The sequence below is a fragment of the Nibrella viscosa genome, assembly GCF_039541875.1.
GTDB classification, from domain to species: Bacteria; Bacteroidota; Bacteroidia; order Cytophagales; family Spirosomataceae; genus Nibrella; species Nibrella viscosa.
This window is the reverse complement of sequence record NZ_BAABHB010000016.1, coordinates 20,698-37,418: the sequence shown is the minus strand read 5'-3', so window position 1 is coordinate 37,418 and position 16,721 is coordinate 20,698. Positions and strand designations below refer to the sequence as shown.

Sequence of the window (16,721 nt, the reverse complement as noted above, 5' to 3'; positions counted from 1 at the left end):
AAATCCACGTTCTGTGCCTTATCGACAGCAACGCGGGGGAGCTACTTTCCCAAAGCAGCAAACAAAAAACGAACCAGGTATATTTCATAACGTTGGTAAAATGGTAGTAGTCTACCAACCATCTGTCTGCCGGAAAGGTTATGCCCCATTGACGCCACCGACCGTTGTTTAACCGACAAATACCTTTAGGTTTGAGCGGATGCAGGCAGGATTCAGCGAGACGGTTACCCGTTTTTCTGCGCTTCCGCCAGCGCTTTGCGGGTCTCCTCCAGCGCCTTTCGGGTGCGCCGGAGCTCAAAGTTGGTTGTGACCAGCCTGGCCAGGGCTTTCAGGGCCAGTAGCTGGTTTTCGGTAAGGGTGCGGGGGCGGTTGTCGATCACGCAGAGGGAACCCAGCGGAAAACCGTCGTTATCGACCAGGGGGACCCCGGCGTAAAAGACCACGTTGGGGTAGCCCGTCACCAGCGGATTGTCGGCAAACCGCTCGTCCTGCCGGGCGTCCGAGACAATGAATATCTGGTCGGGCTGAATAATGGCGTGGGCGCAAAACGACTGGTCGCGGGGCGTTTCGGTGACTTTCAGCCGCTGCCGCGATTTAAACCACTGCCGGTTCTCGTCAATCAGACTAACGAGCGATATGGGTGCCCGGCAGATTTCGGTGGCAATCCGCGTTATACTATCGTACTCCTCCTCGGGCATTGAGTCCAGAATTGAATAGGAGTTCAACGCCTTAAGACGGGCGGCTTCATTGTCGGGAACAGATGCAGCTTTCATGATGTAACCTGGTGAATCATGTTGATACACACAAATGTCTGTAGATAACCGGTTCTCACGATTAAACACTCATTAAAACAAATGACAATTTCCGGATTACTCCGTTTACACCCATACGTATAGCCGCTTTGATCCTTAGCCATGACCAAACCAATCCTTATTATCGGGGCCGGGCCGGCCGGACTGGCTATGGCCGGCCAACTGGCCTACCATCATGTCCCCTTTACTCTCCTGGAAGCCAGTGCATACATCGGCTATGCCTGGCGGCAGCATTACGACCGGCTGCATCTGCATACGGTCAAAGAGTACTCGGCCCTGCCTCACCTGCCGTTTCCGGCGCATTATCCCCGCTACATATCCCGGCTGCAACTGGTAGAGTATATGGAGCGCTACACCGAACACTTCGGCATTACCCCGCTTTTTAATCAACAGGTAACCGGCATACGGCGGGGCAGGCAGGGCGAGTGGCGGGTCGAGACCCAGACCGATCGGTTTGAGGCCCGGCAGGTGGTGGTGGCCACCGGTTATAATCGCGTACCTTACCAGCCCGAACTGCCGGGGCAGCAGACCTTCCGGGGTATTATCTGGCACAGCCGCGACTACCGCAACGGGGCCCCCTTTGCCGGGGAGCAGGTGCTGGTGGTGGGTATGGGCAATACCGGGGCCGAGATTGCCCTGGACCTGTACGAATACGGCGCAAAGCCTTTTATTTCGGTGCGCGGCCCGGTCAATATCGTCAAACGCGATATGTTCGGGCGGCCCACCCAGCCCACGGCTATCTTCCTGAACAAATTCCCCAACTGGTTTTACGATTTGATGGCGGGCCTGTCGCAGCGGCTGACGGTGGGTGATCTGTCGGCCTACGGTTTACAGAAGCCGCCGTACCCGCCCTCCTACCAGATCCGGAAATTAGGTAAAATTCCGGTAATCGATCTGGGTACACTCGATCAGATCAAAGCAGGCAACATCAGCGTAGTACCCGGCATCCGGCAGGTCAACGCCAAAACCGTTACCTTCACCGACGGCCGGGACATTCCGTTCGATGCCATTATCATGGCCACCGGCTACCGTACTGGTCTGGCAGCGCTGCTGGGGCCACTGGCCGATCAGGTGCTGAACCCAAAGGGATACCCCCGGCATATGTGGTTCGACACCAGCGAGCTGACCGGATTATGCTTCCTGGGTTTCACCACGCCACTCACAGGCATTTTACGGAGCATTCAAATGGACTCCGAGCGGGTGGTGCAGCACCTGCTGAAACATCAACCTATGGATGGGTAAACATTTTTGCGGTTTACCCGTTATAAGATGTATAGTCACGTCATAAGACCGTACTCTGCACAGAGACTCTCCTGACCTGATATTTTCTGAGGTTGTGATGTAAGAAGGCCGGGGCTCATGCTTCGGCTTTTTTACGCGCTCCCTATCAGCTGTACAATCTCTGCATACCCGATCAGGCAGGCATTCAAATTACTCCCATATAAAATTACAACAATTCCATCCTTCGATAGTTATAGAATGGTGAACTTAAAAAACACAAAACGTTATGAACAGAGACAGAGATTTGGACAATGACAATCTGGCTGCCGATGGCGCCAAGGATCGGGTAAAAGGCGGCTGGAACGAGTTTAAAGGCAAAATGAAGCAGGCCTGGGCCGACCTGACCGACGATGATTTCGACTACGCCGACGGCAAGAAAGACGAAATGTATGGCCGTTTGCAGCAGAAAACCGGTAAGACCAAGCAGGAACTGCACGATATGATGAACTACCGGGACGAGTAACGGTGTACGTTACGTGTCAGGCACATGTATACAGAAGGCCGGGGCAACTGCTCCGGCCTTCTTCTTTGCCCGCTCTCCCCTTCTACTGCGTTTTTTAACCGCTCACACCAGAAGTTCTTGACTTCTGTCCCACCTTTTAGTAACTACGGAATATACTGACAAAGCTGATTCAGGCCCTCTAACTAACCCCCTTTCTCTATGTCTACAGGCTTACAGATTACCCGTCGGCTACTGATTGTAGCCCTGTGGTTGTTCAGCATCTCAACGTTGCCGGCCCAAAAGCTGCCCGAGGGCATCACCAAAGTCACCTCGGTGGAAGGCATTACCGAATACCAGCTCAAAAACGGTCTGCGGGTGCTGCTCTTTCCGGACCCCTCCAAACCAACCATTACCGTCAATATGACCTATCTGGTCGGCTCCCGGCATGAAGGGCTGGGTGAAACCGGAATGGCGCATCTGCTGGAACACCTGGTCTTTAAAGGCTCTACCAGGCACCCAAACATTCCGCAGGAACTAACCGAACACGGCTGCCGGCCCAACGGGACAACCTGGTACGACCGTACCAATTATTTTGAGACCTTTTCGGCTACCGAAGACAACCTGAAGTGGGCGCTCGATCTGGAATCGGACCGCATGATCAATTCATTTATTGCAAAAAAAGACCTGGAGACCGAGTTTACGGTTGTCCGAAACGAGTTTGAAATGGGCGAAAACTCCCCCCAGTACGTCCTGATGAACCGAATTCTATCCACCGCTTATCTGTGGCATAATTACGGAAAAGCAACGATCGGCTCCAAAGAGGACATTGAACGGGTACCTATCGAAAACCTTCAGGCGTTTTACCGAAAATATTACCAGCCCGACAATGCCATTCTGCTCGTGGCTGGTAAATTCGATGAGGCCCAAACGCTGTCTTTGATCAATCAGTATTTTAGCCCTATTGCCCGACCGACCCGTGTGCTACAGCCTACTCATACGGTAGAACCCGTTCAGGATGGAGAGCGGTTCGTTTCTCTCCGGCGCGTGGGCGATACCCAGGGCGTCGGCGTTGCCTACCACACCCCCGCAGCCGCCCATCCGGATTATGCCGTGCTGGACGTGGTACTGGATGTCTTGACAAATGAACCCTCCGGACGACTTTACAAAGCGCTCGTCGAAAGCAAAAAGGCGGCCTACCAATGGGGCTGGTCACCCTCGCTGCACGACCCGGCGTTTGCTTACTTCTTTGCGGAAGTACGCAAGGAGCAGTCGGTAGACTCGGCCCGCCTGGCTATGGTGAACACCTTCGATGAACTCGCCCGCAAAGCCCCCACCGAAGAGGAGGTAGAACGGGCTAAAACGAAACTCCTGTCGGACATTGATCTGCTCTTTAAAAACACGGACCGCATCGGGCTTCAGTTGAGCGAGTGGATGGGTGCCGGCGACTGGCGACTGGTTTTTCTGTATCGCGACCGGCTTCGTAACGTCACCGCATCTGACGTGCAGCGCGTAGCCGCTACGTACTTCAAGCCCTCGAACCGGACGGTTGGTGTGTTTATACCTGAGCAGAACCCCGACCGGACGGAGGTGCCGGCCACCCCTGATGTGCAGGCGTTGGTTAAAGACTATAAAGGCGATAAGGCTGTTGCCGCCGGAGAAGCCTTCGACGTATCACCGGCTAACATTGATGCCCGGACGAAGCTCGGTCAGGAAAGCAACGGATTACGCTTTGCCCTGCTGCCCAAGAGCACACGGGGCGGATCGGTAAACGCCCAGATCCGGTTGCGCTACGGCGACGAAAAAAGCCTCATGAACCGCACCCTGGCCGGTAGCCTGACGGCATCTATGCTGGAGCGGGGCACCCGGACCCGGACCTACCAACAAATAAAGGACGAGTTGGATAAGCTAAAAACCCGCGCCTATGTGTACGGTGGCGGCCAGGAGGTCAACATACAAATAGAAACCTCAAAGGAAAATCTGCCGGCCGCGCTCACTATCATTATGGATTATCTGCGTAATCCCTCCTTTCCGGAAAGTGAGTTTGAGAAGTTAAAGCAGGAACGATTAGCGCAGATTGAAGCCCAGAAACAGGAACCGGACGCCCTGGCGTTCAATACCGCCGAACGCTTACTGAATCCGTACCCGAAAGGTCATGTCTGGTATGTCCGAACGTTCGATGAGGAAATTGACGAACTAAAAGCCCTCAGGCTCGACGACATCAAACAGTTTTACAAAGACTTTTACGGTGCCCAGCATGGGGTGGTTTCGGTAGTCGGTGATTTTGACGAACCTATCGTCCGGAAAACCGTGAAAAACGCACTGGGCACCTGGAAAGCAGCCAGGCCCTTTGTTCGGGTGCCGCTCCAGCTTACATCAACTACCACCAAAACAGAAACCATTCAAACCAACGACAAGGCCAATGCCATGTTTGTGACGGGTATGAAGTTTCCCATGCGGGATGATGATCCGGAATATCCGGCGCTGTACATGGCAAATTTCATTTTGGGCGGTGGCTTCCTGAATTCCCGGTTGGCTACCCGTATCCGTCAGAAAGAAGGGGTCAGTTATGGGGTAGGCTCCTACATGTACGCCGATGACAATGACAACGTGGCCAACTTTGGTTCATACGCCATTTATAACCCGGAAAACTCCGAGCGACTTGAAAAAGCTTACCAGGAGGAACTTGTAAAACTGGTCACCGATGGAGTATCCGACGCCGAACTGAAAGCGGCCAAATCGGCCGTATTGCAGAGTCGTCAGGTAACACGCTCGGAAGATGGTTCGCTGGCCGGCAAATGGGCTCAGTACCTGACCAAACCAGGCCGGACCTTTGCCTACGATGCCGATTTTGACAAGAAAATTTCGGCCCTCACGCCCGAGCAGGTCAACGCAGCCGCGAAGAAATACATCGACTACGGCAAGCTGACCATTGTCAAAGCCGGCGATTTCGAGAAGGCCGCCAAAAAGCTGGCCGAGAAACAACCGGCCGCCACAGTAGGCGACGGGAAGAAAAACTAATGGATTGAAAAGACCGCGGATGACGCGGATTTACACAGAATTAATATAAAAAATTTTTCCGTGTAAATCCGCGTCACCCCCGTTCCGGCGAATCCTGCTCCGGCTTAGGATTGGGATACGAGGTACCGATGCGCGTTGTTGGCGGAGTACCCACTGTGGAGTCAGTGGGCGGGTTACGCACGTAGCGGTTGACGATGTCGGCGGCCCAGTCGCGGGCACCGAAACCGAAAGCAATAGCCAGTGCCAGGCAAAACGCACCCAGCACCAGCGTGACCACCGCCGTAATGATGTCCTGGGCAATGCGCAGCTGCGAAAGCGCAATGGCAAATACCAGGAAAATCATGAGCACCCGCACGGCCAGCCCAATCAGGCCGGCCTGGGCGATATTGGCGTTGCGCAGGGCCGCCACTACCAGGCCACGCACAAAATCGGCCAGGTACATGCCAATGATCAGGATAACGGTGGCCACAATGATATTCGGCACGTACAGGATAATGTCGTTCAGCAGGCCCGAGATGACTTCCAGGCCCAGGCTGTTGAAGAAGGCTTCAAAGACGATCAGCATCAGTATCCAGTAGATCATCGTCGCAAACAAATAGCTGGACGAATGCTGAATACCCCCTTTTTGCAGGAAAGTATCGATACCGACTTTGGCCGTAAGGTTGTCGAACCGGATCGTTTTCAGTAGTTTCTCTACGCCCCAGCGCACGGCGCGGGCAATAAGCCAGCCGATCAGCAGCAACAGCAGCGCCCCGATCAGGCGCGGGAAAAAGCCGACAAATTGCCGGGAAAACGTAATCCCGGTATTTTCAATATCATCAAACGGTTCCATACAGCAGCAAATGGTTATGGTAAGGTTCTTGTTCTAAAAAAATGCCTTCTACATCCGCAACATACTTATCCTCAAAATGTTGCCGCATCCTCCTGAATGGTCCATCATTTGAGGGACGGTTGAAGAAAGCGTTTGGTGACGGGAATTTCAACTAACAGGCGGCTAATACATACATTTATAACTGTCGGCTTCGTTATTCAACTAAACATTTCGTTACAGATGAAACCCCTCTCCGTTAGTCTACTTTTGCTGTGCGGTCTTGTCCTGAATGCGTACGCACAAAGCCGGGTTGTGCTGCTGCGCGATACGGCCACTGTGCAGGTATCACCCAAGCAGTTAGCCGGTCGCTACCCCTCGGTGACAGGTATCAGGCAGCGTAAGGAAGATTTCGACTCCTTAAGGAAATATCAGGGCCAATGGGATCAGTTTCTCCGGCAGAACCAGAAGCAAATACCCGTAAAAGGCGTATTGTTGCAGGCCGATGAGTTTATCAGACCCGATGGATCCTACGACTGGGTTTTCTGTCGATTTTACCAGGCCGCTTTAACCCCTGAGCAGGAAACGCAGCTTCTGGAACTAATGCGAGAGTGGTACGAGCGGCACCCCCATCCGGTAAAAACCACAACCGGATTCCGGCAGACAGGCATGCAAACCATTGGGATTGTAACCCCTCCGCGCACCACACGTAAAGGCCCCGGCATCATTAACACCCTCGAAGCCGCCAAAGCCACCACCCGGCCCGATACCGTTAAAGCGCTTTTGCTGAACCAGCTCGAACTTACCAGTATTCCCGACGAAGTGTACCGGTTCCCGAATCTGGAAGAGCTCGACCTGTCGAGAAACAGCCTCAACCGGATACCGGGACGGCTCACCCGCGACATTCCCCACTTGAAACGCCTGAGCGTGATGTTCAACGGCCTTCACGCCGATAGCCTCTCGTTTGTGAAAAACCGTCACCTGCTGGCGCTGAATATTCAGGGCAATAAATTTACTGACATTCCGGTGTCGGTGCGGCAGAACCGGAAACTGGAAAGTCTTTGGCTGGGCAATAACAAGCTGACAACCCTGGATATTAGCCGCATCCGCTCCCTGCGCCGGCTTACCGACCTGAACCTCTATAACGTTGGCCTAAGCTCGATACCGCCCCAGATCCGGCGGTTCCGGCGGCTGAAAGTCTTGGACCTGTACTACAATAAGCTGACGGAACTCCCGCCATCCATCGGACGGCTGCGCCGGCTGGAGCAGTTGGCCATTTCGCACAACCAGCTCAAGACATTGCCCCAATCGGTGCGGAAACTGCGCCGGCTTCAGATGCTGTACGCCCATCACAACCAGCTTAGCGACCTGCCCGCCCGGCTGAACCAACTCAAGGCCCTGCGTATTGTTGATGTGGGCTACAACTGGTTCAGCACCGTGCCGCCTGTGCTATCCAGGCTGCCGTCGCTGGAAGAACTGGACCTGAGCAGCAATAACCTGCACGATTTACCCGGCTCGCTGGTCAACCTGCGGCAGTTGAAAAAACTCTACCTCCGGCAAAACCCCGTTACCCGGAAAGCGGCTTCAGAAGCGCCCTATACACTGCTGATCGACCAGCTAAAAACTAACCAGACAGAGGTATTTTATTAGTTGCCGATGCCGTTTAATAACCCATCCTGAGAGAACTGCCAAATTGCCTTGGAAAATTCATATTCAACGCATAATTTCCCGAAAAAAATTAGCAGCAGCCGGAGAAAAATACCAATTTTGAGTGTTGACTTAGTATTGTCAATACGCTGGCCATGCAATCTGTTTCTACGTCTGTTTCTGCTCCCAACCACCGCCTTACGCTGATCCTGGCGCTCACATCGGTGTACATTCTCTGGGGCTCTACCTACCTGTTTATCCATTTCATGACTGAGCGGATGCCGCCCCTGTACATGGCGTCTATGCGCTTTCTGGGGGCTGGGAGTATCCTGTACGCCTATGGTCGGATGACGGGCTCACCCATGCCGACCCGGAAACAATGGATGGCTGCCGGTACCATTGGTATGCTGCTGCTGGGCATTGCCAACGGCTGTCTGACCATTGCCCTGCAATACATTCCTACGGGTGTTGCCGCCCTACTGGCCGGTATGCTGCCTATCTTTCTGCTGTCACTCAACTGGATTTCGTTCAATAAGGTCCGGCCGTCTAATCTGGCCATTGGCGGGCTGTTGCTGGGGCTGGTCGGTGTTTATTTCCTGATTAAACCAGACAAGCTGCAAAGCGCGGGCGGAATGCACGACAACCTGGTCGGTGCCGGGCTGATCACCATCGGGAACCTGGCCTGGGCGGTGGGCACCCTGCTGTCCGGGCGGCTGTCGCTGCCGGGGCAGGTGATCTCCAGCGGCATGCAGATGCTGGTGGGTGGCCTGGGTCTGTTCACCGTAAGTATGCTGACCGAGCCCGTTACGCTGTTCTCCATTGTTCAGGCTCCGCCCAAAGCGCTCGGTTCCATGCTGTACCTGGTGATCTTCGGCTCCATCATCGGCTTTTCGTCCTACGCCTGGCTGGCCCGCAATGCCCCCCCGCAATTGGTAGCCACCTACGCCTACGTCAACCCCGTGGTCGCCCTGCTGCTGGGGTCCCTGTTTGCGGGCGAAAGCATTACCGGCCAGTCGCTGATCGGCGCGGCTATTATCATCTCCGGGGTCGTGCTGATTACGCTGGGGCGGAAGTAAGTTTGATGTTTAAAGTTTGAAGTTTGAGTTTGCTTCGCCAGTGTCAACTTCAAACCTCAAACATTAAACTTCAAACTTCACTCAAACCCTACTGCCGCCGGTCCTGGGCGGTGAGTGACGACACGGATAGGGGTGAGGGCTGAGGCATCAGCGGTTTAGAGTGCAGCAGACCCGCCGGTACCGACAGTTCGCCCGTGTGCGGGTCGATGAGGCCGTTGCGTTCGTCTTCGATGTTGGTTGCCTGCGTGTATACATCACCGGCAATATCCCGCCTGCGCAGCTCCTGCTTAAACTGCCGGATACGTTCCGCCCGCTCCGCCGATTCTGCCGGGCCACCGTAATCGGCAAAGCCGAAGCCACCCCACTCGCTCACAATCAGCGGCACCTGCCGCCGGTAGAAGAACGGGTCACCCACCACCAGCGGATTAGCCGCTACGCCCTCCATCTGCCCCGCCACCAACCGATCGAGCAGGTCGCGCCAGCGCTCCAGGTCCGGCGTGTACAGATGAGCTGTCAGCAGGTCCGATTTCAGTCGGCCTTCGCACGAGATATGGTGCCAGCCGTCGTTATCGACCACCAGAAACTGCGGGTGATGGATTTGCATAAAATGGTACATCTCGATGATGTACTTCCGCGTCTCGGGATTGATGGCAATATCCTGCGCGCCCCAGTCCTCGTTGTATAAGCTCCAGATTACCACCGACGGATGCGTTTCGATCAGGCTCAGCATCCGCAGCAGTTCGGCGCGGTGATTATCCCGGCTCAGTTGATTGGAACTGTGTGGACTGGGCACTTCTATCCAAAGCAACATCCCCATTTCGTCGGCCAGGTTATAGATGCGCGGATCGACCCCTGCAATATGCACCCGCACCAGGTTACAGCCCAGTTCTTTCATACCGTGCATATGCCGGCGCATCTCTTCATACGTACCTGTGCCTGGCTGATACAGAATTCCGTCGAGATAAACAGGGATATTGTTCAGGTACACATAACGCCCACGGGCCTCTATTTTACGCAGCCCAAATGTCGATTCAATCTGCGCCGGATAGCCATCACCGTCGATCAGTTGAGCCACCAGCCGGTACAGATTGGGTGACTCGGGCGACCAGAGTTTTGCCCCCGGCACTTCCATAACCACCCGCTGCTGCTTTTGGCCTACTTCCAGCTTCAGCGGAAAATCAGAGGTAGCCAGCGGCTCTTTTGCTTTCTGCCCGCGCTCAAAAACCATGAGCCGGAGCGTATAATCGCCGGGGTCATGGATACGGGTGGTCAGGTTAAAGCGGACGAGTTGATCTTCTACCACGCTCACCACCCCCACCCGTGAGCGCAACCGGTTTCGTTCTACCGTTTCCAGCCACACACTGCGTACCGCGCCGGTAAAGGTCTGGTACCAGATGCCCCCACGCTTATACACGTGCGACTCCTGCTTGCCGCGCGGAATATCGGCATCCATCGTATCGGCAATACGCACGGTCAACCGGTTTTGCGGCTTCAGGCACTCCTCCGGCAGTTCGTACGAAAATGAGGTGTATTCGCCGTAATGGGCTTCATCGCCCTCGATGGTCGTGAGCGGATGGCCGTTCAGCCAGACGCGGGTTTCGTAGCCGCAGGCCCCGAAGGTAATCTGAAACATGGCCCGCTCCGCCGACTCCGTGCGTTCGGGTTTCGGAAAATCCCGCTCGTACCAGACCACAACCTTATCGCGCCAGAACGTGGTCTGATGCTCTTCTTTTGCCTTCGCCATATGCTCTTCAACGGAGCCGGGCCAGTGGGCCATATGCTGGTACTGGTGGCCTAAATACCAGTTTTCGGTCATACCCCGGTCGTCGTGGTCGATGGCAAACCGCCATTCGCCATCCAGCAGCATGAAGTTGTTTGGGCGGAGTACCGCACGGGGTAAGGGGTTGACATATTCCTGTTCGTCGACGGGCGTATCTTCCTCTCGGCTGGCGGCAAAGCCATAATTCAGGTGTTCCGGATTCATAGGGTTTTGTTGGATCGGCGATGGTGTCGCCCGGTTTACTAGGCTGTAAACTCTCGGGCTGTATAGCCGGTTTCAGAAACGTAGGCTACGGCCGGACCGGCCGGCAGAAAAAAAGCCGGAAAAATTCCGGCTTTCGTAATCAGCAAAAAGAAACGGCTTAGCGATGATACCCCAACAGGTAAAAAACACCTAGCTGCGCCCCGTTATTCCGGCTATAGGTGTTGGTATTATTCTTGTAGATATTGGTCAGGCCAAACACCCAGCGGGCATCGACCCCGAACCCCGTGGCTCCCACATAGCTCACCCCTGCCGTCAGCCCGGCATCAACCGGGTTATAATTAGGGGTTACGTTGGTAATTACCCCTTCCCGGTTCAGTTTGGCGCTGGTCAGAAAACCGACCTGCGGACCACCCTGGATCCGGAAGCCATCGCCGAACATATATTGAGCCAGCAGCGGCACAGTGAGATAGTTCAGATTCCACCGGCTCTCAACTCCCGATACCGTCTGGCGACCACCCTGGCCCGAGAAAACTACCTCCGGCTGCACGGCCCACCGACGTGAGAGATGAATATGCGCTAATCCCCCTGCGTGAAAACCTGTCCGGTAATCCATTTGACCTATCTTCATGCCCGTATTCCGACTGGCGTCTACGGTATTAAATGCGTTCACACCCGCCTTCAGGCCCAGGTGAACATTCTGCGCCATTCCCTGCCCCGCCAGCAACACACTCAGAGCTATCCCAATTAAATTTACCTTTTTCATAACGTCAGTATTTGTGTTTACTAAAAAGCTGTATTAACTGCAGTCTTTATTACTCCTGGGTTACTACCTTATCAGCTTTCTTGGTTTTTGCCTTTGCCCGGGCTTTCATATCCTTGGCATCGCTCTTCATCGCCTTCTTACGGGCCTTTTCTACTTTCTTTTCGGCTTTGGCCAGCTTTGTCTTGTCATCGGTTAAACTGATGCCCCGATCAGTTTTAGCATTCATCACCTTCTTTTCGGCTTTGTCCAGCTTCTTTGCGGCCTTCATTTCTTTCTTGGCTTCTTTAGCCTCCTGAACAGCTTGCGCGTTGGCCGTCTGAGCCAACACGAATGCGGCACAAAAAGCCGCTAAAATCACCTTTTTCATTTTACGTTGAGAGTTGTTTGTAACTTTTACCTGCCATACGGTCAGGCATTACAGACCTATTAACATATAGCATAATCCAATTGTTTGACATCCTGTTTTACGGCACGCTACAGGCAACATAAAAAAGCTGCTCCGGTATAAACCCGGGCAGCTTTTTGTTCAGGTAATCACGCTGAATACATCGGCAAGCGGCTTATTCAGGCATTCAGGTAGGCGTTGTACATCCAGACCATTTTTTCCTGCTGCCGGATGTAATCACTCATCAAAGCGTTGGTACCTTCGTCGTTAGCCTCGCCGGCCAGTTGCAGGATCGCCCGCTGGAGGGGCAACAGGATCGAAAACGCATCCCTGATCTTTTCAATGGCCGTTTTACCGTCGCTAATGTTTTGAGCCTCCGGTACGCTGCTGTGAGTGAGATAGTCGGAGTACGAGTGGAACGGCACCGCACCCAGCGTTAGAATCCGCTCGGCCAGTTCATCGTTTTTCAACTGAAGGTCGTTGTAGAGTTCTTCAAACTTGGCGTGCAGCTCAAAGAACTTTTCGCCCTTGATGTTCCAGTGAAAGCCACGGGCGTTGATGTAAAATACCTGGTAGCTGGCCAGGAGCTTATTCAGCCGGGAGGCAATTTCCTGGGTCGACTGCTGTTCCAGTCCGAGTTGATTGGTCACCATAGTTTTCGTTGATAAACTGATCAAAAGTGGCACTTACCGCTATAACTCGCAAATTAATCTTTCTGATTGACCGGCGTCATAATTGCTGACGCTACTCCGCCACGGGCGGGGGGCTCACGGCCGTCCAGCCGCCATCCACAACCAGGCTCTGACCCGTAATATGCCGCGACCGGGGAGCCAGCAGAAACAGGGCGGCATTGGCAATATCATCTACCGTGGCGGGACGGCCCATGGGCGTGATGCGCGACCAGACAGGAATGTACGTCGGATCGTCGGTGGTCCGTTCGGTCTGGGTAGCGCCCGGTGCCACGGCATTAATGGAAATGCCGTGTGGAGAGAGATCCAGCACCAGGTTTTTGGCCAGCATCTCCAGCGCAGCCTTGGTCATGCTGTAAGCCGCCAAACCCGGATGCGCCTGGTGACCCACCACCGACGACATCAGCAGAATACTGCCCCCTCCGCCCTGGCTGCGCATCTGCCGGGCAGCCGCCTGGGTCAGAAAAAAGCTGCCGCGCAGGTTCAGGTCTACTACCCGCTCAAAATCTGCCGGATTGTAATCAAAAAAGTCGCCGAAGATGGTGATCCCGGCATTGGCCACCACGAGGGTGAGTTTGCCGAAGGTAGCCACGGCTACCTGCACCATATCGGCAATAAAGACAACGTCGGAGGCATCACCGGGGTAAGCCAGGCAGAAGCCACCGGCCTGCCGGATGGTTTCGGCTGCCTGTTTGGCCAGTGTTTCGTCGAGATCGTTAACCAGGACAGCAGCACCCTGGCGGGCCAGTTCGCGGGCAATGGCAAAGCCGATACCCTGACCGGCACCGGTAACCAGGGCAACCTCATGTAGAAAAGAATCAGATTGGGGCATTGTTCAGGAACAGACGTCAATATATTTGGATAGACACCCAAGTTGCGGCCAAACTTTTGCTATTCCAAATGCTGGGCCCGTCGGAAAACGATGAAAAAACGAAAACGAACCAAATCAGGGGGAAATAAGTTAGTATAGTGTATATACACTAATTGTATAAACATCTTAAATAAACGGAGCTATGCTAACCGACGTTACCCCTATAAAAGAAGCGCACACGCAGTACCCGGTTGCCGCCTTTATCCGGAACCGCTGGAGTCCCCGCGCATTCTCCAGCCAAGCCATTCCGCAGGACGAACTGAATACCTTATTTGAAGCAGCCTCCTGGGCATCGAGCGCCATGAATGAGCAACCCTGGCTGTTTGTCTACGCGCACCGGGGCGACGAAGCCTTTCAGAAGTTTGCCGATGCCCTGCTGCCCGGCAACAAGGCCTGGGCGCAGCACGCGGCCGTACTGGTGCTGACGCTGGCGCACAAGAACTACACGGCCAACGGCACCCCAAACAAATATTACCTGCACGATACCGGCGCGGCCACGGCCAACCTGATGCTACAGGCTGCCGAACTGGCCATCTACGGCCATATCATGGGCGGTTTCGACCGGCAGAAGACCATTGAGACCTTCGACCTGCCGGAGCATATCGAACCAGTATCATTCATTGCCCTGGGGTACCTGGGTAATCCGGAAGAACTGGCCGAGCCGTTCAAATCACGCGAACACGCTCCCCGGCACCGGAAAGAGTTGTCGGAGTTTGTGCATAAGCACGATCTGAGGCTGTAATCGGGACGTATCAATCGTTTCAACGGTTTACCCATACTCAAACCGATGAAACGCCTACCCACCGTCCAGTTCTCCTCTTCATAGCGTCCCGCTAAAGCAGGGGGCCACAAAGGAGCCCCTGAAAAAACTAATTTCAGCCAAAATTAGGATGCATGAATAAAATGCCGTAACTTTATAGAAATTCTAGAAAATACAAGTAATGCAAACAGGAACAGTTAAGTTTTTCAATGACCTCAAGGGGTTTGGATTCATCACACCATCCGATTCGGACAAAGACATTTTCGTTCACGTATCTGGTTTAATCGACGAGGTTCGTCAGAACGACAAAGTTAAGTTTGAGGTTGAAGAAGGTCGCAAAGGCCTCAACGCCATCAATGTAGAACTTATTTAATCGAGAGATATAATAATACTGCAAGACAAAAAATGCCCGCCGGTTTCGGCGGGCATTTTTCGTTTAGTGCGAATCCCGTTTCACTACCGGCCCGGAAGCACCCCGCAGAAAGTCGAAATCGGCTCCCTCGTGCGCCTGGGTGACATGGCGGATAAACATGTTGACATAACCCCGGTCGTAACCGAGTTCCGGCAACTGCCACTTCACCAGCCGCTGAGCCAGTTCTTCGTCGGAGACGTGCAGGTGCAGCAGCCGCTGCTCTACATCGAGGGTAATCATATCGCCGTTCTGCACCAGGGCGAGGTTTCCGCCGATGGCCGATTCGGGCGAAACGTGCAGCACCACCGTACCGTAGCCGGTGCCACTCATGCGGCCGTCGGAGATCCGGACCATATCGTGTACGCCCTGAGCCAGAACTTTGGCCGGTAACTGCATATTACCCACCTCCGGCATACCAGGATAGCCTTTCGGTCCTACGTTTTTCAGCACCAGCACGCAGGATGGATCAACGTCCAGTTCCGGATCGTCGATACGGGCTTTGTAGTCGTCTATATTCTCAAACACTACGGCCCGGCCGGTATGCTTCATCAGTTCGGGTGTGGCAGCCGAGGGTTTAAGTACCGCTCCATTTTTGCACAGGTTCCCCCGCAGCACGGCAATACCGGATTCAGGTTTGAACGGCTCCTCCACGGTAGCAATCACGTTACGGTCGAAACACTGGGCTTCAACGCAATTGTCGCCGATGGGCCGGCCGTTGATGGTCATGGCATCGTTGTGCAGGAAGTCCTTCAACTCCCTGATTACCGCCGGCAAACCACCCGCATAGAATAGGTCTTCCACAAAGTGTTCCCCTGATGGCTGCACATTGGCCAGCAGCGGAATCTTCGCCGACAGTCGGTCGAAGTCATCCAGGCTCAGTTCCACGCCGATCCGGCCGGCAATTGCCATCAGGTGGATGATGAAATTGGTAGAACCTCCCAGGGCCGCGTTTACCATGATGGCATTCTCAAACGCCTGCCGCGTCAGAATATCCGAGGGCCGCACATTCTCTCTTACCAACTCTACCGCCCGGATGCCCGCCATGTGGGCCAGCACTTTCCGCCGGGAGTCAGCCGCCGGAATGGTGGCATTGTCGGGCAGAGCCAACCCCAGCGATTCGACCATCGCGGCCATCGTAGAGGCCGTGCCCATCGGCGCACAGTGACCGATGGAACGGGCCATGCAAGCCTCAGCCGCCACAAATTCCGCCTGCGACATTTTGCCGGTCTTAAAATCCTCGGCAAACCGCCACAGATCGCTCGTGCCAATTTTCCGGCCCTGAAACCGCCCCGCCAGCATGGGGCCACCCGATACCACCAGCGTCGGTATATTCACGCTACAGGCCCCCATCATCAGCGAGGGCGTAGTTTTGTCGCAGCCACACATCAGGATCACGCCGTCGATGGAGTTGCCCCGGATGGACTCCTCCACATCCATACTGGCCAGGTTGCGGAACAGCATGGCCGTGGGTTTAATCTGGCATTCGCCCAGCGACATCACTGGAAATTCGAGCGGAAAGCCACCGGCCTCCCAGACACCCCGCTTTACGGCCTCGGCCAAATCGCGGAAGTGCGCGTTGCAGGGCGTCAGCTCCGACCAGGTATTGCAAATGCCGATAACGGGCTTTTTCTCGAAAAGGTGGTGGGGTAAGCCCTGATTTTTCATCCAGGCCCGATAAATAAAGCCGTCTTTTCCGGTGCGGCCGAACCATTCCTGGGAACGCAAATCCATTTGTGGGTTTGAGGTTAATCGTTTGACGTTTGAGGTTTGAAG

General features: G+C 54.4%; 15 protein-coding genes. 7 read left to right on the top strand and 8 right to left on the bottom strand.

Features of this window, described 5'->3' with window-relative positions; translation table 11 throughout:
- Positions 1-224: 224 nt before the first annotated feature.
- The gene (locus tag ABD931_RS25610; protein ID WP_345270878.1) at positions 225-773 is read right to left on the bottom strand and encodes a GAF domain-containing protein; all 549 of its coding nucleotides are present in this window, start codon (positions 771-773) and stop codon (positions 225-227) included.
- Positions 774-914: 141 nt separating this feature from the next.
- Here ABD931_RS25610 and ABD931_RS25605 point away from each other — a divergent pair, with 141 nt between their 5' ends.
- From ABD931_RS25605 to ABD931_RS25595, 3 genes are all read left to right on the top strand, one after another.
- Positions 915-2,054, top strand: a complete 1,140-nt coding sequence (locus tag ABD931_RS25605) for a flavin-containing monooxygenase (RefSeq protein WP_345270877.1) — start codon at positions 915-917, stop codon at positions 2,052-2,054.
- 265 nt (positions 2,055-2,319) lie between these two features.
- A complete protein-coding gene (locus ABD931_RS25600; protein WP_345270876.1) occupies positions 2,320-2,556 on the top strand; it encodes a CsbD family protein in 237 nt (78 codons plus the stop codon).
- A 198-nt stretch (positions 2,557-2,754) separates the two neighbouring features.
- Positions 2,755-5,553: a M16 family metallopeptidase gene (locus ABD931_RS25595; RefSeq protein WP_345270875.1), complete on the top strand. Its 2,799-nt coding sequence runs from the start codon at positions 2,755-2,757 to the stop codon at positions 5,551-5,553.
- Positions 5,554-5,626: 73 nt separating this feature from the next.
- Here ABD931_RS25595 and ABD931_RS25590 read toward each other — a convergent pair whose 3' ends face one another.
- Entirely contained in the window at positions 5,627-6,385 is a 759-nt protein-coding gene (locus ABD931_RS25590) for a mechanosensitive ion channel family protein (protein ID WP_345270874.1), read from the bottom strand.
- Positions 6,386-6,604: 219 nt separating this feature from the next.
- On the opposite strand from ABD931_RS25590, the gene ABD931_RS25585 reads away from it, so the two are divergent.
- On the top strand, positions 6,605-8,011 hold the full coding sequence (locus ABD931_RS25585) for a leucine-rich repeat domain-containing protein (RefSeq protein ID WP_345270873.1): 1,407 nt from the start codon (positions 6,605-6,607) through the stop codon (positions 8,009-8,011).
- Between the two features lie 152 nt (positions 8,012-8,163).
- A complete protein-coding gene (locus ABD931_RS25580) occupies positions 8,164-9,084 on the top strand; it encodes an EamA family transporter (protein WP_345270872.1) in 921 nt (306 codons plus the stop codon).
- Positions 9,085-9,172: 88 nt separating this feature from the next.
- On the opposite strand, the gene ABD931_RS25575 is transcribed toward ABD931_RS25580, so the two are convergent.
- The 5 genes from ABD931_RS25575 to ABD931_RS25555 form a co-directional block, all read right to left on the bottom strand.
- Positions 9,173-11,068 carry a glycoside hydrolase family 2 protein gene (locus ABD931_RS25575; protein WP_345270871.1) on the bottom strand — a complete coding sequence of 632 codons (1,896 nt, stop codon included), beginning with the start codon at positions 11,066-11,068 and terminating at the stop codon, positions 9,173-9,175.
- A gap of 157 nt (positions 11,069-11,225) precedes the next feature.
- The gene (locus ABD931_RS25570) at positions 11,226-11,831 is read right to left on the bottom strand and encodes a porin family protein (RefSeq protein ID WP_345270870.1); all 606 of its coding nucleotides are present in this window, start codon (positions 11,829-11,831) and stop codon (positions 11,226-11,228) included.
- Between the two features lie 49 nt (positions 11,832-11,880).
- Positions 11,881-12,198, bottom strand: a complete 318-nt coding sequence (locus ABD931_RS25565; protein ID WP_345270869.1) for a hypothetical protein — start codon at positions 12,196-12,198, stop codon at positions 11,881-11,883.
- Between the two features lie 197 nt (positions 12,199-12,395).
- Positions 12,396-12,869 (bottom strand): Dps family protein, encoded by a 474-nt coding sequence (locus tag ABD931_RS25560; RefSeq protein WP_345270868.1) that lies wholly within the window; start codon positions 12,867-12,869, stop codon positions 12,396-12,398.
- A 91-nt stretch (positions 12,870-12,960) separates the two neighbouring features.
- Positions 12,961-13,737, bottom strand: coding sequence for an SDR family NAD(P)-dependent oxidoreductase (locus ABD931_RS25555; RefSeq protein WP_345270867.1), 777 nt, complete (start codon positions 13,735-13,737; stop codon positions 12,961-12,963).
- A 181-nt stretch (positions 13,738-13,918) separates the two neighbouring features.
- Between ABD931_RS25555 and ABD931_RS25550 the strand changes: the two genes are divergently transcribed.
- Entirely contained in the window at positions 13,919-14,518 is a 600-nt protein-coding gene (locus ABD931_RS25550) for a nitroreductase family protein (protein WP_345270866.1), read from the top strand.
- A 199-nt stretch (positions 14,519-14,717) separates the two neighbouring features.
- Complete coding sequence (locus ABD931_RS25545) at positions 14,718-14,909, top strand: cold-shock protein (RefSeq protein ID WP_345245011.1); 192 nt, start codon at positions 14,718-14,720, stop codon at positions 14,907-14,909.
- 63 nt (positions 14,910-14,972) lie between these two features.
- Here ABD931_RS25545 and ABD931_RS25540 read toward each other — a convergent pair whose 3' ends face one another.
- The gene (locus ABD931_RS25540) at positions 14,973-16,679 is read right to left on the bottom strand and encodes an IlvD/Edd family dehydratase (protein ID WP_345270865.1); all 1,707 of its coding nucleotides are present in this window, start codon (positions 16,677-16,679) and stop codon (positions 14,973-14,975) included.
- Positions 16,680-16,721: the final 42 nt, after the last annotated feature.

Coding starts and splice junctions, on each gene's coding strand:
- ABD931_RS25565 (WP_345270869.1), bottom strand. CDS start 12,198: ATGAAAAAGGTGATTTTAGCGGCTTTTTGTGCCGCATTCGTGTTGGCT.
- ABD931_RS25595 (WP_345270875.1), top strand. CDS start 2,755: ATGTCTACAGGCTTACAGATTACCCGTCGGCTACTGATTGTAGCCCTG.
- ABD931_RS25550 (WP_345270866.1), top strand. CDS start 13,919: ATGCTAACCGACGTTACCCCTATAAAAGAAGCGCACACGCAGTACCCG.
- ABD931_RS25580 (WP_345270872.1), top strand. CDS start 8,164: ATGCAATCTGTTTCTACGTCTGTTTCTGCTCCCAACCACCGCCTTACG.
- ABD931_RS25590 (WP_345270874.1), bottom strand. CDS start 6,385: ATGGAACCGTTTGATGATATTGAAAATACCGGGATTACGTTTTCCCGG.
- ABD931_RS25585 (WP_345270873.1), top strand. CDS start 6,605: ATGAAACCCCTCTCCGTTAGTCTACTTTTGCTGTGCGGTCTTGTCCTG.
- ABD931_RS25610 (WP_345270878.1), bottom strand. CDS start 773: ATGAAAGCTGCATCTGTTCCCGACAATGAAGCCGCCCGTCTTAAGGCG.
- ABD931_RS25540 (WP_345270865.1), bottom strand. CDS start 16,679: ATGGATTTGCGTTCCCAGGAATGGTTCGGCCGCACCGGAAAAGACGGC.
- ABD931_RS25600 (WP_345270876.1), top strand. CDS start 2,320: ATGAACAGAGACAGAGATTTGGACAATGACAATCTGGCTGCCGATGGC.
- ABD931_RS25575 (WP_345270871.1), bottom strand. CDS start 11,068: ATGAATCCGGAACACCTGAATTATGGCTTTGCCGCCAGCCGAGAGGAA.
- ABD931_RS25545 (WP_345245011.1), top strand. CDS start 14,718: ATGCAAACAGGAACAGTTAAGTTTTTCAATGACCTCAAGGGGTTTGGA.
- ABD931_RS25570 (WP_345270870.1), bottom strand. CDS start 11,831: ATGAAAAAGGTAAATTTAATTGGGATAGCTCTGAGTGTGTTGCTGGCG.
- ABD931_RS25560 (WP_345270868.1), bottom strand. CDS start 12,869: ATGGTGACCAATCAACTCGGACTGGAACAGCAGTCGACCCAGGAAATT.
- ABD931_RS25555 (WP_345270867.1), bottom strand. CDS start 13,737: ATGCCCCAATCTGATTCTTTTCTACATGAGGTTGCCCTGGTTACCGGT.
- ABD931_RS25605 (WP_345270877.1), top strand. CDS start 915: ATGACCAAACCAATCCTTATTATCGGGGCCGGGCCGGCCGGACTGGCT.